Raw genomic sequence first — 17,232 nt, forward strand, 5'->3', positions numbered from 1 at the left:
CAGTAAGAGGGCCGACGAGAGCAGTATCCTGACTCCCGGATCAGCGCTCACCCCGACCTTCCAGCTGTGCGCCGTGGTCGTGGCGGGGTTGGCTCCCCGGTCACAGTGGCGGGACCGTGCCGGATTCACACCGGCTTCCTGCCTGCTCATCGGGGCCGGTCGGGCCGACCAGCCACGGTGACCATAACCGATGCGCGCTGCACACCGAGCGCGGGACCGACGAAATCGGGCCCCACCCACTAGGGGTGAGGCCCGATTCGCGGTGCTGTGCTACTTGGCGCTCTCGGCGCTTTCCTGACGGGCCTCCGCGGCGCTCGCGGCTGCGCGGGCCGCCTCGGCTTCGGCTTCCTTCTTCGCGACGTCGCGTTCGGCCTCCGCCTTGTCCTGCTGGGCGCGGCCCTCTTCGCGCAGGCCGTCGTTGTCGGTCACGATGCCGACGACTTCCTTGGCCTTGCCCTTGACGTCTTCGACGACGCCCTCGACTGCATTCTCAGGTCCGCTGTCGCCCATCGGATTTCCTTTCGCCATGTGGGTGGTTTTCGAGCTGACCGTCCAATACCCGTTGGCCTTGCCGGGACCCACGGGTTGTGACGGACGTCATCTACAGGTGGGGGGCTTCCTTGATCGTGCTGTCCTGCTTGCCGACGGTCTGGCAGAACGCGGTGATCGACAGGCGCGTTCCGGTCAGCTCGGCGTTGGCCGGCTCGTTCTTGCCCTCGTCGGTGAGCATCTTGGTGATGGCTTCGTTCTGCTTCTTCTCGTCGGCCCCGGCGAAGTCGGCGCACGTGGTGTCGCCACCATCGTTCGTGACCTGGGAGCAGCCGCTGAGCACAGCCATCGCCGCCACCGCTGACATCAGAAAAACTTTCGCGTGCGTCATGGGGATACTTGTTGCCCAGCCGACGCCGCATCCAAACCAGGTTTCGGCAAACAAGATCAGCCGGTGCGCCAGCCCGACCGTCCCGACCACACCAGCGGGGCGCGGCGATGCGCGAGCCGGTCCAGTCGTTCCAGCGCCGACGCGAGATCGTCGGCCAACGGCAGTTCTGACTGCGGATCACAGATCGCCAGCAGCCGCCGTACGGGCGGGCTGGCCACGATCGCCCAGTCCACGTCGCTGCGGGCGCAGTGCACGCTGATGTAGAACAGCGCGGTGAAACCCTGACTTCCGAAGAAGTCGACGGCGCGCAGGTCGAGCACCAGTTGCCGCGAGATGCGGGCGTGCCGTTCGACATAGCGCGCGAAGTCTCGGCCGTTGACCGCGTCCACCTCGCCCAGCACCGCCACCGCGAGGCGGTGGTCGGAACACGGGCGGGCCGAGAACACTGCTGCGCCGCAACGCATTTCGTCGTGGTCGGCCGAGATGGGGGAGCTGAAGATCCGTTCCGTCTTGATGGCTACCATTCTCACTTTCACGGTCAGTGCGGAAGGAGCCTCGCAGGTCGTCTACCGCCAGGAGGGCGCGCCGAATGGCGCTTCCGCGGGCTGGCAGCTCAACCGGCATCCAGAGTAGTACGAAATCCGAAGCATGCGAAACACTTGGGACAAATTGCCGAAATGCGGCTCTAACCGGACTTTTCGGGTATCCGGCATCGTTCTAAATGACGCCTACGTCAATCCTTGGCGGCGAGCGCAACGGATTCCGTAGCCCGGTGTCAGTGGCCGGGCAGGCGCACCACCTGGACGAAGAACTCGTCGATCTGGCGTACGGCGCTCATGAACTGATCGAGGTCCACGGGCTTGGTCACATACGCGTTCGCGTGCAACTTGTAGCTGCGCAGCACATCCTCCTCGGCGGAGGAGGTGGTGAGTACGACGATCGGGATGTCGCACAGCTCCGGATCGGACTTGATCTGTTCGAGCAGCTGGCGCCCGTCGTACTTGGGCAGGTTCAGATCGAGCAACACCAGGTCAGGGCGGGGCGCGGACTCGTGCGCGCCGCGCCGGTACAGGAAGTCCAGGCCCTCCTGGCCGTCGCGCGCCACGTGCAGGGTGTTGGCTATTTTGTTCTGCTCGAACGCTTCTCGGGTGATCAGCTCATCGCCGGCGTCGTCTTCGACGAGCAGGACATCGACCGATCGGGTAGGGGCTGTCATGAGGATCCCTTCAGTGCCTTGTCGCGAGACGCGACGATTTGCCTTGTCGCGAGACGCGACGATTTCAGTGGTGTTGGCGCTGAATGCTGAACGACAACCCGAACCGGAACCCTCGAACGTGGAACCTGGTTCAGTGGGTGCTTCATTCTTGCACAGATCGGAATCGCCGCGATCCGTTAAGCGAATCTGTTGTCCAGAATCGTCAGCGCGCGGTCGAGGTCCGCACCCGGCAGGGGGCTGTTGTCCGACATCGCGATCAGGACGCCGACGATCGCGGCGGCGATCACCCTGCGTTCGGTGCGGCCGGTGGGTTCGGCCAACCGGTGCACCAACGCGTCGGTGACCAGATCGATCAGCCGGGTGTACTCGCTGTAGATCAGCCCCCGGGCATCGGGCACCGTGTAGAGCAACCGTTGACCGACGATCGCGTTCTCCCGCTCGGCATCCGACAGTCCACCGAATACCTGCGCGACCGCGTGCCGGTACGCCGCGACCGGGCTGAGTTCGGCGGGGGCGGCCACGAACGCGTCGACGATCGGCTGGGTGTGGTCGTCGGAGATCAGGACGGCTTCCTTGACGGGGAAGTACCGGTAGAACGTGCTCGCCGAGACCTCGGCGGACTCAGCGATCTGCTCGACGGTGGTATTGGCGTAACCCTGGATCTCGAACAGCCGGAACGCCTCCCGCCGGATGGCGAGCCGAGTGGCCGCCTTCTTACGTTCCCGCAGCCCTGGCGAAGGGCCGATCTCCGTCACGCGTCCAGTGTGGCAGCCGCGAGGCCTGCGCGGACGCGGCCGGCAGATTTGCCCGCAACGGGGCCGGTCGGCGATAGAGTGCAGAAATGGCACAAGTGAACGGCGACGACAAGACGGGCCTGGCCGTCGGTTGTCGGGTCCGCACCGTCGGAGACGATCCGGCTACGGGCGAGATCGTCGAGGACTTCGGAGACCTGGCGGGCACACCTGTGGTCGTCGATGCCCAGAACACCGTGCGCTCCCGGCGCTGGGCGGTCGCGCTCGACGACGGCCAGCTGGTGTTCCTCGACGACGATCAGCTGGAGCCGCTGAGCTGAACCAGGCGCGGTGTCCCGTCGGGACCGCGGGTGATCAGCCCGCGCGCCTCGAACGCGGACAGCCAGCCCTCCATCGGCCACTGTCCCCAGCGCCGGTGGAACACATGTGCATTGCGCACGATGTCGGTGAGGTGATCCACCGGCGGCCTCTGCACGTCATGGTGCTGGTGGAACGCATGCGCGCCGCCGACCCACCGCATCGGTACGCCACGGGCTTGGGCGCACCGGGCGAAATCGGTGTCCTCGCCGCCATAACCCTCGTAGTCCTCGCAGAATCCGCCGACGGCGTGCCAGGTGGGCGCGCTCAGCGCGAACGACAGCGACCAGAACAGCGCATAGTCGCCGGTGTCGAGGACGGCGTCCTCCGGCGGGCACGGCCGGGCGGGGTGCGGGTCGACGGCCTCGGTGAGCCTGCTCAGGTCGTACCCCGTCGGGCCGGCCGGGGGCAGATAGGTGACCGGACCGCACAGCAGCGCGTCCCGGTGTCTCGGGTCGGCGGCGACGGCGCGGTAACGAGCCATCAGCGTCGGTGACGGGATGCAGTCCACGTCGAGGAAGACGATCACGTCCGCGCCCGCGTCGAGGGCGTGCGCAGCCCCGATATTGCGGGCTCTGGCGAGCGGCAGGTGCGCGCCGGCAGGGCATTCGATCACGGTGGCGTGCCCTGTGGCGTACCCGGAGTGCGCTTGTACCGCCCGGGCGATCGCCGGATCGTCGAGGGCGACGACGACGTGCAGGTCGGGTTGGTGGGTGCCCGCCCGCAGACCCCGGATCTGGCCGACGAGGTGTTCGTTCCTGCCGTGCGCGATCGTCACCACCGCCGCTCTCACGGTGCCTGGCCCCGGCATCGCTCGGCGGTGGACTCGATCGCCGCCGCGGCGCGAGCGGCGGCCCCGTCGACCTGCCATCGCTCCCACCGGGACGGATCTGTGTCGCGGGCGCGGGCGAGCAGCCGCGGCCACTCGTCGTCGGCGGGCCACTCCGAGGCGGTGACGGCCAGCCGGTGGCGGGTCAGGACCTCGGCGGTGGCGTGCTGTTCGTCGAACGGGCGGGGCTGCGGGATCACGACGGCCGGGCGGCGCGCGGCCGCGACGTCGGCCACGCTGTTCTGACCGGCGTGGGTGACCACGACGTCGGCGGTGCAGATCGCCTCCCAGGGGTCCTCTACCCAGGTGCCGGAGCCGCCGCCGAGGCTGCGCCAGGTGATGCGGGATGCCCCGGCTTCCGGGGCGGCCGTGTCGAATCCGCCGCCGGCCCCGCCGAGCAGGAGCACGTCGAGATCATCGGGCCCGCAGCGGTGGTCATGGATTCGGCTGCGACCCTCGAAGCGGCTGATCCCGCCCACGTAGGACGTCTTGTCGGCGTGGCGGCCCAGCCAGTGCGGTGCGTTCAGTTCCCGCGGCCACGGCGCGACGATGTGGTCGGCGATCCGGTAGACGACGTCGTGCGGAGGGTCGGTGCGTTCGCCGGGCTGGGTCACGACGACGACCGGGACACCGAGCAACCGCAGAAAAATCGCGACCTCGACCGACACGTCGACCACGCACACGTCGGGCCTGGCCTCGGCCACCCACTTTGCGAGGGCCTGCATGCGGGCGCTGTATCCCGGGTCGTGGTGCGGCGCCCAGTGCAGCCCACCGTGGGCGGTCGGCTCGTGGACGCGATCGGCTTCGTCGTCACGGGGAAGGTTGACGATCGCGGAGAACGGATGTGGTTGGGGCACAGATCGAGACGTCAGTGCCGTGACGGGCCTGCGCAGGTGTGCGCTGATGCTGACGGCCCGGGCCAGGTGCCCGAAGCCATGATGGTGAATGTAGTAGCCGATCATCTGCGCTTTCGCTCCTGGCAACGATCATCTGCCGGTAGAGGGACAGGTAGGCGCCGACCATCGCGCCGGCCGAGCAGCGGCGCAGCGCGTGGGCACGCACCCTCGGCCGCGCCAGCCGTGCCGCCTCGGGGATCGCGGCGGCCAGCGCGTGCACGTCGTCCGGCGGTACCAGCCGTCCGGATTCCGCGGACAGCAGTTCGGGGATCCCGCCGCGGTCGAATGCGACCACCGGGGTTCCGCAGCTCATCGCCTCGGCGACCACGAGGCCGTACGGTTCGTCCCACACCGGGGTGACCAGCGCGACGGCCGCGGCGCCCACCAGATGGGCCAGATCCCGGTGCGTGAGGTGGCCGGCGTAGCGCGCGCCCGGGCCCAGGCGGGGTGCGACCTGATCGGCGAAGTACGCCCGATCGGAGATCGGTCCGGCCAGCGTGATGGGTCGCCCGGCGATCCGGGCGGCATCGATGGCCAGATGCGGTGCCTTCTCTGCGGTGAGGCGGCCGAACCAGACGACCGGCTCGCCGCCCGGCCCCAGCGGCCAGCTGCGGGCGTCGATTCCGTTGGGCACCACGGTGAACGGGACGCCGGCAGCGGACCACGTCGTCGCGGTGTGCTCGGAGACGGCGGCGAAGCGGGTTCCGCGCCCGCCGCAGGCCTGGATCGCCGATTCCAGCCACGGCGTCGGTGGAGTGTGCACCGTGGTGAGCATCGGGGTGGACAGCGTCGAGGCCATCGCGACCGGCAGGTAGTGCAGGCTGTGGTTGTGCACGACGTCGAAACTGTCGGCGTCCTGCCCGGCCAGTTGCAGCATCAGCGCGAGGTAGGCGTGGTGGTCGGACATGAAGTCCGCGGCGGGCATGGAGACGTCGGCGCGGGCGGCGTCGGACAGTTCGAGGCGGCGCACGGTCAGTGACGTGCAGTCCTGGCGGACCTCGGAACCGGGTGCGGCATAGAGGGATACGCGGTGCCCCTGCCGGGCGAGTGCACGGGCCAGGTGCCACACGTGGGCCTCCAGCCCGCCCGCGAACGGCTGGCGGATGGGGAAGCGAGACGACCCGATCAGCGCGATCCGCAGCGGGCCGCTCATCTGAGCACCTGTTCGTACACGCCGCGGTGCGCCTCGGCCAGCATTGCGCGCTCCCTGTGCCGTTGCCGCCACGTGGCCCGCGGCGCGGGGATGCCGCCGAGCCAGTCGGAGTAGGCCCGTTCCACGGCGGTATGCAGGGAGCCGGCGTCGAATACATCCTCGGTGAACGTGAATTCGCGGCACGGCCGTTGCTGGGCGTAGAAGCCGCACGAGGGAGCCACGACGGCGGTGCCGAGGTCATAGCAGGCTTCCAGCCATCCGGAGTGGGTGCCGAACCGGTACGGCAGCACCGAGACCGCCAGCGAGGACAGGTAGTCCCAGAGTTCGTCCTCGCAGAAGTAGGGATGTTCGACGATACGGACGTGTTCGTGCTGTCCGAAGGAGCGAATCGCTTCCCCGATATGCGGTGCGTACCAGTGATTGTCGGGGACGAAGACCTCGTCGTGGATGTTGACGACCAGTTCGGCGGCGGGCAGTCCGGAGACGGTCTCGGTCAGCGCCTCCAGTATCGGCAGCGGATCCATGTTCGCGCGGATGCTCTTGAGGTGCACACCGACGGCAAAGGTGTCCGTGGCAGGGCGGGGTGCCTCGAGCCGGGCCCGGTCGAGCACATGCGGGTGGGGCAGTACGTGGGCGTCTCGGTCCCACCGGCGGCGGATCTCCTGTGCGGCACCGGGTGTCAGCGTGATCAGCGCATCGGCGGCGGCGACGAGGAGGTCTTGGCGCAGGATGTGCGGTTCGGGGTCTCGCTGGTGAGGATTGCGCAGGTCGTGGATAGTGCAGACGAGCGGTTTGGCGTGGGCCTTGAGTTCCTGCATCACCGCGGTCAGCGCGTCGGCGTCGACGGCGTCGAATCCGAAGTGGATGTGGAACACGTCGAAGCGGTCGTGGTTCTCATTGACCCATCCGGGTTCGAGCATCAGCGGCGGCCACCACCCACCGGGCACCTTTCGGCCGTCGGTGGGCACCGGGTCGGCCAGTCGGGCCACGTCCGCGACCGACATGTCCGCCACCGAGGGGTCGGACAGGTGACGTACATAGACGTGCGACGCAGGCACGGAAGCGACACGCAGCAACGACGGCTCCTCTGCGGTAAAGGTCTTCCGGCAGGGCGGCTTTGGTCTACACCGCGGTCCTGTCCTGAAGACGAACGCCGAGCCTGCGTACCCTCGGTCGGGTGCTCAAAACGTGCCGCCGGGTCGGGCGCCCGCGGCACGAAGGCTCGCTAGGCCACCTGGTTTCGGCGCGCCGTCGTCAGCTCGTCGGCCGTGCCGTCGTTGACCGCCTGGCTGCGCAGCGTGCCCAGCGCCTTGGCCAGCAGCCGGCTCACGTGCATCTGTGAATAGCCCATGCGTTCGGCGATCTGGGTCTGGGTCATCTCGTCGAAGAAGCGCAGCTTCAGCACCGCCTGCTCGCGCGGCGGCAGCTTCTCGATCAGCGGCCGGATGGTCTCCATGTCGAGCACGGTGTCCAGTCGCGCGTCAGGTTCGCCGAGAGTTTCGCGCAGTGCCACGAAATCGCCGTCGGGCCCCGTCGTGCTGTCGGTGGACAGCGTCGAGTAGTTGCTGCTGGCGATGGTCGCCTGGACGACCTCTTCGCGGTCGATCCCGAGGTGGGCGGCGACCTCGGTGGCTGTCGGGGCGCGACCGTGCATCTGTGTCAATTCCGCACGCGCACGCACCAATTGGCCGTTGAGGTCCTTGAGCCGACGCGGAACCTTGACCGCCCAGCCGCAGTCGCGGAAGTAGCGGCGGACCTCGCCCATGATGGTCGGGACGGCGAAGGCCAGGAAGTCCGATCCGCTGTCCGGATCGAAGCGCTTCACGGCATTGACCAGCCCGACGCTGGCGACCTGGAACAGGTCGTCGTGCGACTGTCCGCGGCCCCGGAAGCGCCGGGCGGTGTGATCGGCCAGTGGAAGGGTCAGCGCGATGATGTCCTCGTGAAGTCTGCGGTACGCGGCCGACGTGGCGTCCAGCTTGCGCAGTTCACGGATCATGTTCGGCACATCGGCGTACTCGCGGCGGGCCTCAGACAACTCAACAGCTCCTCTATCGGTCGACTACGGCTCGTCCCTGAACCAGGTAGCGCGGTTTACCCCGGGGGAGCGGTAGGCAAACCTGCCGGCTCAGCGCGCGATGCCCTCGGCGTCGTAGCCGACCTGATCGCGCAGCGTCGCCAGTGCGCGGGCCAGCAGCCGGGACACGTGCATCTGGGAGACGCCGATCTGCTCGGCGATCTGGCTCTGGGTCCGGTCGTCGAAGAACCGCAGCTTCAGTACCAGGCGGTCCCGCTCGGGCAGCGCAGCGAGCAGTGGTTGCACGGTGTTGACGTCGATGACCTTCTGGATGTTGTCGTCGGGCGCGCCGAAGGTGTCCTGCAGCGACAGTCCTTCGCCGTCGTTGCCGGTGTGCGTCGGTTGTTCGGTCGAGCGGGTCGAGTACGCGTTCGCGGCGACCAGACCTTCGACGACCTCTTCGCGGTCGACCCCGAGGTACTCGGCGAGTTCGCTGGGAGTCGGCGCCCGGTTGAGTTGTTGGGTCAACTCCGCGCGCGCGGAGTTCAGCCGGACGTTGAGTTCCTTGAGGCGGCGCGGCACCTTCAGCGACCATCCGTGGTCGCGGAAGTACCGCCGCACCTCGCCCATCATCGTGGGGACCGCGAACGCGAGGAAATCGTTGGCGCTGTCGACGTCGAAGCGGTTGACGGCGTTGAGCAGGCCTACGCGCGCAACCTGGATCAGGTCTTCGTGGGTTTCGCCGCGGCCGCGGAAGCGGCGGGCGATGTGGTCGGCCAGCGGCAGGCAGCGCGCGATGATCGCTTCGCGCTGCCGCCGGTAGGCGGCGGATTCGGGGTCGAGGTCGGCCAGCTCGCGGAACATGTCCAGCACGTCGTGGTAGCTGTCGCGCCTGCGCGCGGGGGCGGGGGTTTCGCGGGGCGAAAGAGTCTGGGTCTGCACTTGAGATCACGGCCTCCGTGTTCGTAGACGTTTCGCGTTGCTTGCACTCGGTCGATGAGCGCTGTGTCGTCAGGTCGTTTGAGACCGACGGCCCGTTCCTCTGTTCCTCAACAGGCAGGGCCTTCAACGGCGGCAAGCGGTCGCGCACGTCGTGGGCCGCTGGCTTGCGATTGGCGTCTGACCAATAAGTCACGCCGGATTCTCGACATGCGCTCGCTGCGGCAGTATTCGTTCGCCGTGGCGTGGGTCGGGTTCGGTGCCCCGGGGGTTGCCACCACGGCGATGACACACGTTTTGCACCTGCCTACGACGATACGTCGTCACTTCGCGAAAGCAACCTCAGGCAAGGTGCGCCGAAGCCAGTATCAGCAGAGATGGGCCGTGGTGAATGTCATGATCAGGGCTTTTGTCGTCGGCACTTCGTGTTCTGTCCTTGAAGCCGCCCCAAGGTCTCACGAAATCCTCAGGAAGGCGGCGCGACATGCAATTCTGCGGCTAGGACGCAGGCGGTAGGCGCTCACCCATGACCGCACGCGACTGTTCACGATGCTGGAGTACCGGTCGCGTCGATGTTGCTGAAATCGCAACATGTTTGGGCGAGCGGCGGGCTCAGGCCAGCGCCGAGAGTGCCTTCTCGGGGTCATAGCCCCGGAAGTCGTCGAGCGTGCCGTCTCGTAGCCGGTTCACCCATGCCGGGTCCGCCAGCAGCGCGCGTCCCAGCGCGGCGATGTCGAACTCACCCGCGTCGAACTGGGCGACCAGACGCTCGGCGGACTCGGGTTCGATGAGCTGCCCGGGTTTTTCGCTACGGAACTGGGTCTGCAAACCGACGGATCCGACGGCGATGACGGGCCGTCCGGTGACGGCCTTGGTCCACCCCGCGAGGCTGCGCACCGGGTCGGCCGCGGGGTAAGCGGGAACGTAATGCCTACGCGTCGAGGGATGGAAGATGTCGACGCCGGCGGCGGCCAGCGGTGTGAGCAGTTCGGTGAGCTGGGCCGGGTCGTCGGCCAGCGATGCGGAGTAATCGGTGCCCTTCCACTGGGAGAAGCGGAAGATGATCGGGTAGTCGGTGCCGACCGCGGTGCGCACCGCGGAGACCACCTCGGCCGGGAACCGGGTCCGCCGCTGCAGGGTGCCGCCGTAGTCGTCGTCGCGGAGATTCGTCTTGTCCCAGAGGAATTGGTCGAGCAGGTAGCCGTGCGCGCCGTGCAGTTCGACCGCATCGAAGCCGAGCTCGCGCGCGGTCGCTGCCGCCTGCGCGAATTGTGCTGCGACCGCGGGAAGTTCGTCGCGCCGCAGCGCGCGCCCCTTCGGGTTGCCGAGCCCGTCGACGCCGGACGGGCTCACCGTGACCACACCGTCGGCGTCGTCGCGTTCGGCGCCCTGATGCCACAGCTGCGCGGCGATCGTCGCACCTTCGGAGTGGACGGCGTCGACGACGCTGCGCCAACCGGCCAGGGCCTCGTCACCGGCGATGGTCGGGATCGTGAACGGATGCCCGGCCGCGGGGTCGGGTAGGCGCACCCCTTCGGTGATGATCAGCCCGACGCCGCCGGCGGCGCGCCTGCGGTAGTACTCGGCGACGTCGGCGCCGGGGATCCCACCCGGTGAGGCGCGGCGCGTCATCGGCGCCATCGCGAAGCGGTTGGGCACCGTCAGCGAGCGCACGGTGAGGGGTTCGAACAGGTCGTCAACAGCCATGACAGGAGACAACGCCGAACCGGCCGAAGACCATCCCGGGTCGGAGGCGGTGCTACACCACTGAACTCGCCTGCGTTTAGTTTGCTGCTTCCTGGCTACCCGTGCCGGGTCGGGACCAAGTGAGGGAGCGGAACATGATCGGAACCATCATCGGCGCAATCGTCGTCGGACTCATCATCGGCGCACTGGCCAGGCTCGTGATGCCCGGCAAGCAGAACATCGGCGTCCTCATGACCATCGTGCTCGGCGCACTGGGCTCGTTCCTGGGCACGTGGCTGAGCTATCAGCTGGGTTATTCGAACTCCAACGGCGGCTTCGCGATCATCCCGTTCCTGGTGGGCATCGTCGTGGCCGTGGTGTTGATCGCCATATACGTCGCGGTCACCGGCCGCCGCACCAGCCAGCCACGCGTGTAGCAGGTGAGTGTCGCGCGCCCCGCGGCGATCGCCGGTGCCTTCGCCGCGGGGTTGGCGACCGGCGCGCTGACGCGGTCCAAGCCTCTACCGTCCGGCGACCTGGAGGGCGGCCAGGACGTCGGGGAGAACGAGGCGCCACCGGTATCCGAGCCGCCCGAGCCGCCGCAGCAGGACGCGCCGCCGGCCGACGACCCGGGTAAGCCCGATTCTCCGACCGATCTCACGCGGTCGTCGGTGATGTTCGTGCTGCGCAACACCGCCAATGAGTTCACCCGTGATCAGTGCACCGATCTGGCCGCCGCGCTGACCTATTACGCGGTGCTGTCACTGTTTCCCGCGCTGGTCGTGGTGATGTCACTGCTCGGGGTGATCGGACAAGGCGCGCGGACCGCGGACGCGATCCTTCAGATCGTCGACGACATCAGCCCCGGGGCGGCCGTCGACGTGCTGCGCGACCCGATCCAGCAGCTCGTCGACTCCCCATCGGCCGGATTCACGTTGGTGGCGGGCATCATCGGCGCGCTGTGGTCGGCGTCCGGGTTCGTGGGTGCGTTCGGGCGCGCGATGAACCGGATCTACGAGGTCGACGAGGGCAGACCGGGGTGGAAACTGCGTCTGCAACAGCTGGTCCTGACACTGGTCGGGTTGTTGGTCGCCGCCGTCGTTGCGCTCGTGCTGGCGGTGAGCGGGCCGGTGGCCGAGGCGATCGGCGGATACCTGGGCATCGGTGCCACCGGGCTGACGGTGTGGAACATCGCGCGCTGGCCGGTCCTGCTGGTCGTCGTCGTCCTCGGTGTCGCGATGCTCTACTACTTCAGTCCCAATGTGCGGCAGCCGAAATTCCGCTGGATCAGCGTCGGTGCCGCGATCGCGATCGTGACGTGGGTGGTCGCGTCCCTCGGATTCGGGCTCTACGTCGCCAATTTCGGCAACTACAACAAGACCTTCGGGACCCTCGCCGGTGTCATCGTCTTCCTGCTCTGGTTGTGGCTGACCAATCTGGCGCTGTTGTTCGGCGCGGAGATCGACGCCGAGCTCGAGCGCGGGCGGCAACTGCAGGCCGGCATCAAGGCCGAGGACACCCTCCAATTGCCGCTGCGGGATACCACCGTGATCGAGAAGAACAGGGACAAGGAGCACAAGACTCGGCTGAGGGGCCGGGTGCTGCGGCGGTCCCGGGGCAGGCGCGCGTGACGGCTTCACCCGCCAGGCGCACGGGTAGGGATCGCTCGAAAGCCGCTGTCCATCCGAGACAGGTCCGTCCGACACAGGGGAGTATTCCGTGGGTGTGATCCGCCGTTCGCGGTCGTTGGCCCGTCGCGGCGTGAAGGTGCAACGCCGGATCGCGTTCGCGCAGTTGCTGTTCTGGCCCGTGCTGGTGGTGACTCTCGGCGGCATCGGTATCGGTGTCGTGGCCGCGGTGCGATCTCAGAGTTCGGCGGCCGAGGGCTTGCGGCCGGACCCTTTGGTCCCGAACCCACCCGTGAACCGGTAGCGGGCGTGACGGAGCAGGTTCATGCGTGGGATGCGCCAGCACTGCAGCGGATGGTGCTCGTCGTGCATCAGACAGATGTTGCACGACACGCACGCCGGTGAGGTCTGTGCTCCGGTGGCGAGCCGGTTGACCAGGTCGGGCTCCCGGATGAACGGGCGGGCCATCGACACGAAATCCGCACGGCCGCCGGCGATCAGGCGGTCGACCGTGTCGAGGCGGCGAATACCGCCGACGAGGATGACCTTCGTATCCACCCGGGCGCGGACCGCGTCGGCGAAATCGAGGAAATAGGCCTCGGGTTCGGGTGACTTGTGGAGTCGGTGCACGAGGATGTCGGCGAGCGCACGGCGACGGGTGACCGCGACATAGGGTCTGATCGATGCACTGACGTAGTCGCTCATCAGATTCGACGAGATCTCGACACCGTCGAGACCCGCGTCCACGAACGCCCGGATGCCTTCGACCGCGTCGGTGACGCTCAACCCGCCGGGTTCGTCGACCAGGTCGGCGACGCCGACCTTCATCGTGAACGACCGTCCGGGCGGTAGCTGGCCGCGGATCGCGCGGATGATCTCCACCGCGAGCCGGTCCCGGCGCTGCCGGCTGCCGCCCCATTCGTCCTCGCGTCGGTTCGTCAGCGGCGAACGGAACTGGCTGATCAGGTACCCGTTGGCACCGTGCAGGTGGATTCCGTCGAAGCCGGCCTCGACGGCGCGGCGCGCCGCCTGCGCGAAAGCATCGATGACGTCTTCGATCTCGTCGATGCGCGCGGCGCGCACCTTCCTGCCCGTCATCACGTTGTCGACCGCAGAAGGGGCCAGCGGGTCGTTCCCCGCGATCATGGACTGGCTTCCGGCGTGCGCGATCTGAGCGACGATGCGTCCGTCCCGGCGGTGCACCGCGTCGGTCACCGCGCGGAACTGCGGGATCGCGTCGTCGTCGTGCAGTCCCGCCTGCAGCTCCCCGTATCTGCCCCGGGGGTGGCAGAAGATGTGTCCGGTGAAGGCCAGCCCGACTCCGCCGCGGGCCAAATTCTCGTGTAACACCGCATATCCCGGCCTGATCCGGCCATCCTTGTCGGCCATCGACTCACCTGTGCCCGCACGGATGAAGCGGTTCGGCAGCAGCAGTGGCCCGAGCTGCGCGGGAGTGAATGCGGAGCCGCCCACACCACTGCTGTTGAGCACAGTTGAACTCATTTCAACGATGCTAATCGGCTGGCTGATTGCGCGCAATGGCGGTCCGACCTGCCCGAAAACGGCCCCGGGCACACTGAAAGCCCCTGCAGACAGGGGCTTTCAGTGTGCGTCAGAAGCGGCTGGGCGCCGCTAGAACCAGACTTTGCGACCGCCGACGGGACGTCCGACCGCGCCCAGGATCCAGAGCACCACGCCGACGACCACGAGGATGCCGCCGATCGTGTACAGGATCGACAGGTGGGTGAAGTAGCCGATCAGCAGAAGGATGATTCCGAGGATGATCATGTGAGTTCCAATCGCGTAGGTGGTTGACGCTGGCGCCAGTGGTATTGCCCGCTTCGTCAAATCCAAACGCCCGTGCACCAAGATCATCGCGGGCCGGCGGGCAGAGTTGGCTGTGCCGACCGCGGTGCGCGAGTGGTACCGCCGAGTTCGCGGCGTTGTCCTTTGGCCGTCGAATTCGGTGCGTGCGCATCCGCCGGCGAAATTCGAAAATTCGGAAATATTATTAACTGCCGTATCTGAGAGCAATGGAGGAGTGCGGGCGGATCCGCGCTTCTCGTGTGGTGAAAGCAATGGCCGTGTGCGACCACGTAAATCGAATTAAACGTTCTACTGTTTGCCTTGCTTGCGTTGATGAGAATTGCCGGTTTGGTCTATTCGGTCCATGAACATCCCTTGTTCGCGCCGGTTGCGGCGCACATTTGACGAAACCTGATCATCAATGGGGGAATCTTCATGCGATTCACAAAACACGGAGCACGTGACACGGGCATTGCGTGCGGCGCTGCCGCGGCGTCGGTGGCACTTGCCGTATCGACCGCGGCGTCGGGGTGGGCGGCCAGCACCGCGCTGGTCGTCGGAGGTCTCGGGACCCCGAGTCTGCACGAGGTCGTGATGTCCCAACTCCTGGGCGGGGCGTTGCAGGACTACGACCAGCGGGTCAGCGTCAACTGGCCGGCCGAAGCCAATCAGACTCGGACGCTGGGCCAGTCCATCGAGATCGGGCGTGCGAACCTGAACGCGCAGATCGACCAGGCGCTGGCCCAGTTGGAGCGCGACGCCGACGGCAACCCGCTCGACGGGGAACAGGTGACCGTCGTCGGATTGTCGGCAGGCTCATTGGTGGTCACCGAAACCCTGCGCGGATGGCAGAACGACAGTGCAGCCGACCCGGACGCCGACGAGATCAACTTCGTCGTCGTCGCGGACTCCAGCAGGCAGGAGATCATCGACGACACGGAAACCTATAACCCGCAGTACGACTACACCTATCGGCGGCCCCCGGCCACGGTGTACGACACCGTCGAGGTGACCGGCGAGTACGACGGTATGGCCGACTTCCCCAACCGCTTCAACCTGACGGCGATTTCGAACGCGATCACGGGTTCGGTGCTGCGACACGTGCAGACGATGTTCTCCGACCTGTCCGACGTGCCGAAGCAGAACACCACCGTCACCGAGAATGCACTGGGCGGCACGACGGTCCGTTACCTGGTGCCGGCCGAGACTCTGCCCCTGGTACAGGCCAACCCAAGTCTGGCGCCGCGCGAAGCCGAACTGCGCGCACAGGTTGACCGCGCCTACAGTCGCAACGATCCCGCGAACATCGCGGAACGTCTCGCCGGGCCTGATGTGCCGCAACGCATCCGTGACATCGTCACACGCGAGACGGACGACCAGGACACCGGCGAGGTGAACCTGGGTCTCACCGCCGCCGCGCAACAGCAGGCCGAGACCGACGCGGGTGCGGGCCCCGAGATGGACGGACAGCGCAGCCTCGGGGAACAGATCGCCGCCACGGAGCGCACCGTCGACGAGGCGACCCCGGGCGCGGCGATGCCCAGTTCGAGCACGGTCGATGCGGCCCTTGACGCGGCGGTCGACAAGCTCAGCGGCGCCGATGACGAGGATGGCGCGAAACCGCCGACGGCGGACGGCGAGAGCACCGCGACGCGGTCGTCGAAGAAACCGGCCAAGGACCGTGACGAGGCCCGGCCATCCCGCACCGACACCACGTCGGACACGTCGGACAAGTCGGACAAGTCATCAGGTTAACCCCGCTGTGCGCCAGTGGATCTCATATCACCCGGGGCCGACCCGCAACCCATCCCAGAGCGCCCTGGATCAGCGTGACCGCGCCGAGCAGCAGGATCGGGAGTTTCCAGCCGGCCGAGACCGCGTGCAGCACACCGAAGGCCAGCGGGCCCGTCGCCGCGATGAGGTAGCCGAAACCCTGCGACATCGCCGACAGCGCCGCGGTCTCGGCGGTAGCCCTGGCCCGTAGCGCGACGACGCCGAGCGCGATCGGCAAGGTGGCGGTCCCGACGCCGAACAACACCGTCCACAGCCACGGCGCCGCGGTCGGCGCGACCCACAACCCGACGGTCGCGATCATCGTCGCCGACGTGACAGCCAGGATCCATCCGGACTGGGAGGGCCTGCGCAGCGCGAACATCGGAATGACAAGGTTCAGCGGAATCCCCATCAGGTTCATCAGCGCCAGCATGAGGCCGGCCTCGGTCCGTGGAATTCCGTGGGACACGAAGAATTCCACCAGCCATCCCATCAGGATGTAGGCCGAGCACGACTGCATACCGAAAAAGCCGGCGACCGCCCAGGCCACCGGGTTTCGGAGCAGCGAACGGCGGGGACCGTCGGTGGGAACCGGGTGTTCGGGCACCTCACCGTGGCGGACCCCGACGCCCCACAGGATCAGCGCTGCCGCAGACAGAATCGCCCAGGCCCCGACCGCGGGCCGCCATCCGCCCAGCAGTGAATCGAGAGCCGGTGTCGCGGCGGCGGCGATCCCGCCGCCGGCCGCCAGCGCCGCGGTGTACATGCCGGTCACCCGTCCGACGGCACCCGGGAACGACTGTTTGACCACCACCGGAATCAGCACATTGCCGATCGCGATACCCGACGTCGCGACGAACGTGCCGCCCAGCACCAGCCACGGCCCACCGACGACGCGAAGCAGAAGCCCACAGGTCAGGACAGCCAGGGACAGACCGATCGCCCTCGCGAGTCCGAACCGGCGGTTCAACCACGGCGCCGCGATCGCGGCGAGGCCGAAACACACTGCGGGAACAGCGGTCAGCACGCTCGCCCAGACCACCGACGCGCCGAGGTCTCCCTGTACCTCTCCGAGCACGGACGCGATGCTGGTGACCGCGGGGCGCAGATTGAAGGCCGCCAGCGCGACGCCCACCAGCAGCAGGGGAGTCGCGGTCAGCGCGGTGTGACGGCGGGCGAGCCGCGACGTCATCCGAACGCGCGCTTCACCATACGACGACCGAGCGCAGGACTACCTCGTCGCTGCCGGCGTGCATTTTGTGGAAGGCGTCTTCGATGTGGTCGAGGCTGATGCGTTCGG

At 67.6% G+C, this 17,232-nt stretch carries 19 protein-coding genes and 1 riboswitch; of the genes, 4 read left to right on the forward strand and 15 right to left on the reverse strand.

The genetic code is table 11. From position 1 onward, the window contains the following. Positions 1-21 precede the first annotated feature (21 nt). Positions 22-141: riboswitch (cobalamin riboswitch) on the reverse strand. A 129-nt stretch (positions 142-270) separates the two neighbouring features. The 5 genes from mbp1 to BST38_RS25760 form a co-directional block, all read right to left on the reverse strand. Further along, the gene (gene mbp1 / locus BST38_RS25740; protein WP_110781980.1) at positions 271-510 is read right to left on the reverse strand and encodes a microaggregate-binding protein 1; all 240 of its coding nucleotides are present in this window, start codon (positions 508-510) and stop codon (positions 271-273) included. A gap of 91 nt (positions 511-601) precedes the next feature. Continuing rightward, positions 602-880, reverse strand: coding sequence for a hypothetical protein (locus tag BST38_RS25745; protein ID WP_083146352.1), 279 nt, complete (start codon positions 878-880; stop codon positions 602-604). Between the two features lie 56 nt (positions 881-936). Next, entirely contained in the window at positions 937-1,404 is a 468-nt protein-coding gene (locus BST38_RS25750; RefSeq protein WP_083146325.1) for an STAS domain-containing protein, read from the reverse strand. A gap of 251 nt (positions 1,405-1,655) precedes the next feature. Beyond that, the gene (locus BST38_RS25755; protein WP_083146326.1) at positions 1,656-2,096 is read right to left on the reverse strand and encodes a response regulator; all 441 of its coding nucleotides are present in this window, start codon (positions 2,094-2,096) and stop codon (positions 1,656-1,658) included. Positions 2,097-2,272: 176 nt separating this feature from the next. Beyond that, the gene (locus BST38_RS25760) at positions 2,273-2,851 is read right to left on the reverse strand and encodes a TetR/AcrR family transcriptional regulator (protein WP_237160920.1); all 579 of its coding nucleotides are present in this window, start codon (positions 2,849-2,851) and stop codon (positions 2,273-2,275) included. Positions 2,852-2,937: 86 nt separating this feature from the next. On the opposite strand from BST38_RS25760, the gene BST38_RS25765 reads away from it, so the two are divergent. Further along, entirely contained in the window at positions 2,938-3,168 is a 231-nt protein-coding gene (locus BST38_RS25765; RefSeq protein WP_083146353.1) for a hypothetical protein, read from the forward strand. Here BST38_RS25765 and BST38_RS25770 read toward each other — a convergent pair. The 7 genes from BST38_RS25770 to BST38_RS25800 form a co-directional block, all read right to left on the reverse strand. After that, positions 3,147-3,998, reverse strand: a complete 852-nt coding sequence (locus tag BST38_RS25770; protein WP_083146328.1) for a glycosyltransferase family 2 protein — start codon at positions 3,996-3,998, stop codon at positions 3,147-3,149. The genes BST38_RS25765 and BST38_RS25770 overlap by 22 nt on opposite strands. After that, positions 3,995-4,891 (reverse strand): glycosyltransferase, encoded by an 897-nt coding sequence (locus BST38_RS25775; RefSeq protein WP_083146329.1) that lies wholly within the window; start codon positions 4,889-4,891, stop codon positions 3,995-3,997. Before BST38_RS25775 ends, BST38_RS25770 begins: the two co-directional genes overlap by 4 nt. Then, positions 4,845-6,083, reverse strand: a complete 1,239-nt coding sequence (locus BST38_RS25780; protein WP_083146330.1) for a glycosyltransferase — start codon at positions 6,081-6,083, stop codon at positions 4,845-4,847. Before BST38_RS25780 ends, BST38_RS25775 begins: the two co-directional genes overlap by 47 nt. Continuing rightward, a complete protein-coding gene (locus BST38_RS25785) occupies positions 6,080-7,159 on the reverse strand; it encodes a glycosyltransferase family protein (protein ID WP_083146331.1) in 1,080 nt (359 codons plus the stop codon). The genes BST38_RS25780 and BST38_RS25785 overlap by 4 nt, the downstream gene beginning before the upstream one ends. 149 nt (positions 7,160-7,308) lie before the next feature. Further along, complete coding sequence (locus tag BST38_RS25790; RefSeq protein WP_083146332.1) at positions 7,309-8,121, reverse strand: SigB/SigF/SigG family RNA polymerase sigma factor; 813 nt, start codon at positions 8,119-8,121, stop codon at positions 7,309-7,311. Between the two features lie 90 nt (positions 8,122-8,211). Further along, positions 8,212-8,964, reverse strand: a complete 753-nt coding sequence (locus tag BST38_RS25795; RefSeq protein ID WP_237160923.1) for a SigB/SigF/SigG family RNA polymerase sigma factor — start codon at positions 8,962-8,964, stop codon at positions 8,212-8,214. Between the two features lie 687 nt (positions 8,965-9,651). Next, entirely contained in the window at positions 9,652-10,746 is a 1,095-nt protein-coding gene (locus tag BST38_RS25800) for an NADH:flavin oxidoreductase (RefSeq protein WP_083146334.1), read from the reverse strand. Between the two features lie 134 nt (positions 10,747-10,880). Between BST38_RS25800 and BST38_RS25805 the strand changes: the two genes are divergently transcribed. Both BST38_RS25805 and BST38_RS25810 read left to right on the forward strand, forming a co-directional pair. Further along, the gene (locus BST38_RS25805) at positions 10,881-11,162 is read left to right on the forward strand and encodes a GlsB/YeaQ/YmgE family stress response membrane protein (protein WP_083146354.1); all 282 of its coding nucleotides are present in this window, start codon (positions 10,881-10,883) and stop codon (positions 11,160-11,162) included. 3 nt (positions 11,163-11,165) lie between these two features. Continuing rightward, positions 11,166-12,356, forward strand: coding sequence for a YihY/virulence factor BrkB family protein (locus BST38_RS25810; protein ID WP_083146335.1), 1,191 nt, complete (start codon positions 11,166-11,168; stop codon positions 12,354-12,356). 234 nt (positions 12,357-12,590) lie between these two features. Here the strand turns inward: BST38_RS25810 and BST38_RS25820 are convergent, their stop codons facing one another. Next, positions 12,591-13,856: an oxidoreductase gene (locus BST38_RS25820; protein WP_083146337.1), complete on the reverse strand. Its 1,266-nt coding sequence runs from the start codon at positions 13,854-13,856 to the stop codon at positions 12,591-12,593. Positions 13,857-13,985: 129 nt separating this feature from the next. After that, positions 13,986-14,141 carry a hypothetical protein gene (locus tag BST38_RS29140; RefSeq protein WP_110781975.1) on the reverse strand — a complete coding sequence of 52 codons (156 nt, stop codon included), beginning with the start codon at positions 14,139-14,141 and terminating at the stop codon, positions 13,986-13,988. 516 nt (positions 14,142-14,657) lie between these two features. Here BST38_RS29140 and BST38_RS25825 point away from each other — a divergent pair. Further along, positions 14,658-15,914, forward strand: a complete 1,257-nt coding sequence (locus BST38_RS25825) for a PE-PPE domain-containing protein (protein WP_237160921.1) — start codon at positions 14,658-14,660, stop codon at positions 15,912-15,914. Between the two features lie 22 nt (positions 15,915-15,936). On the opposite strand, the gene BST38_RS25830 is transcribed toward BST38_RS25825, so the two are convergent. Further along, on the reverse strand, positions 15,937-17,124 hold the full coding sequence (locus BST38_RS25830; protein WP_083146339.1) for an MFS transporter: 1,188 nt from the start codon (positions 17,122-17,124) through the stop codon (positions 15,937-15,939). Positions 17,125-17,232 lie beyond the last annotated feature (108 nt).

It is taken from the genome of Mycolicibacterium parafortuitum, from assembly GCF_002086815.1.
GTDB lineage: Bacteria > Actinomycetota > Actinomycetes > Mycobacteriales > Mycobacteriaceae > Mycobacterium > Mycobacterium parafortuitum.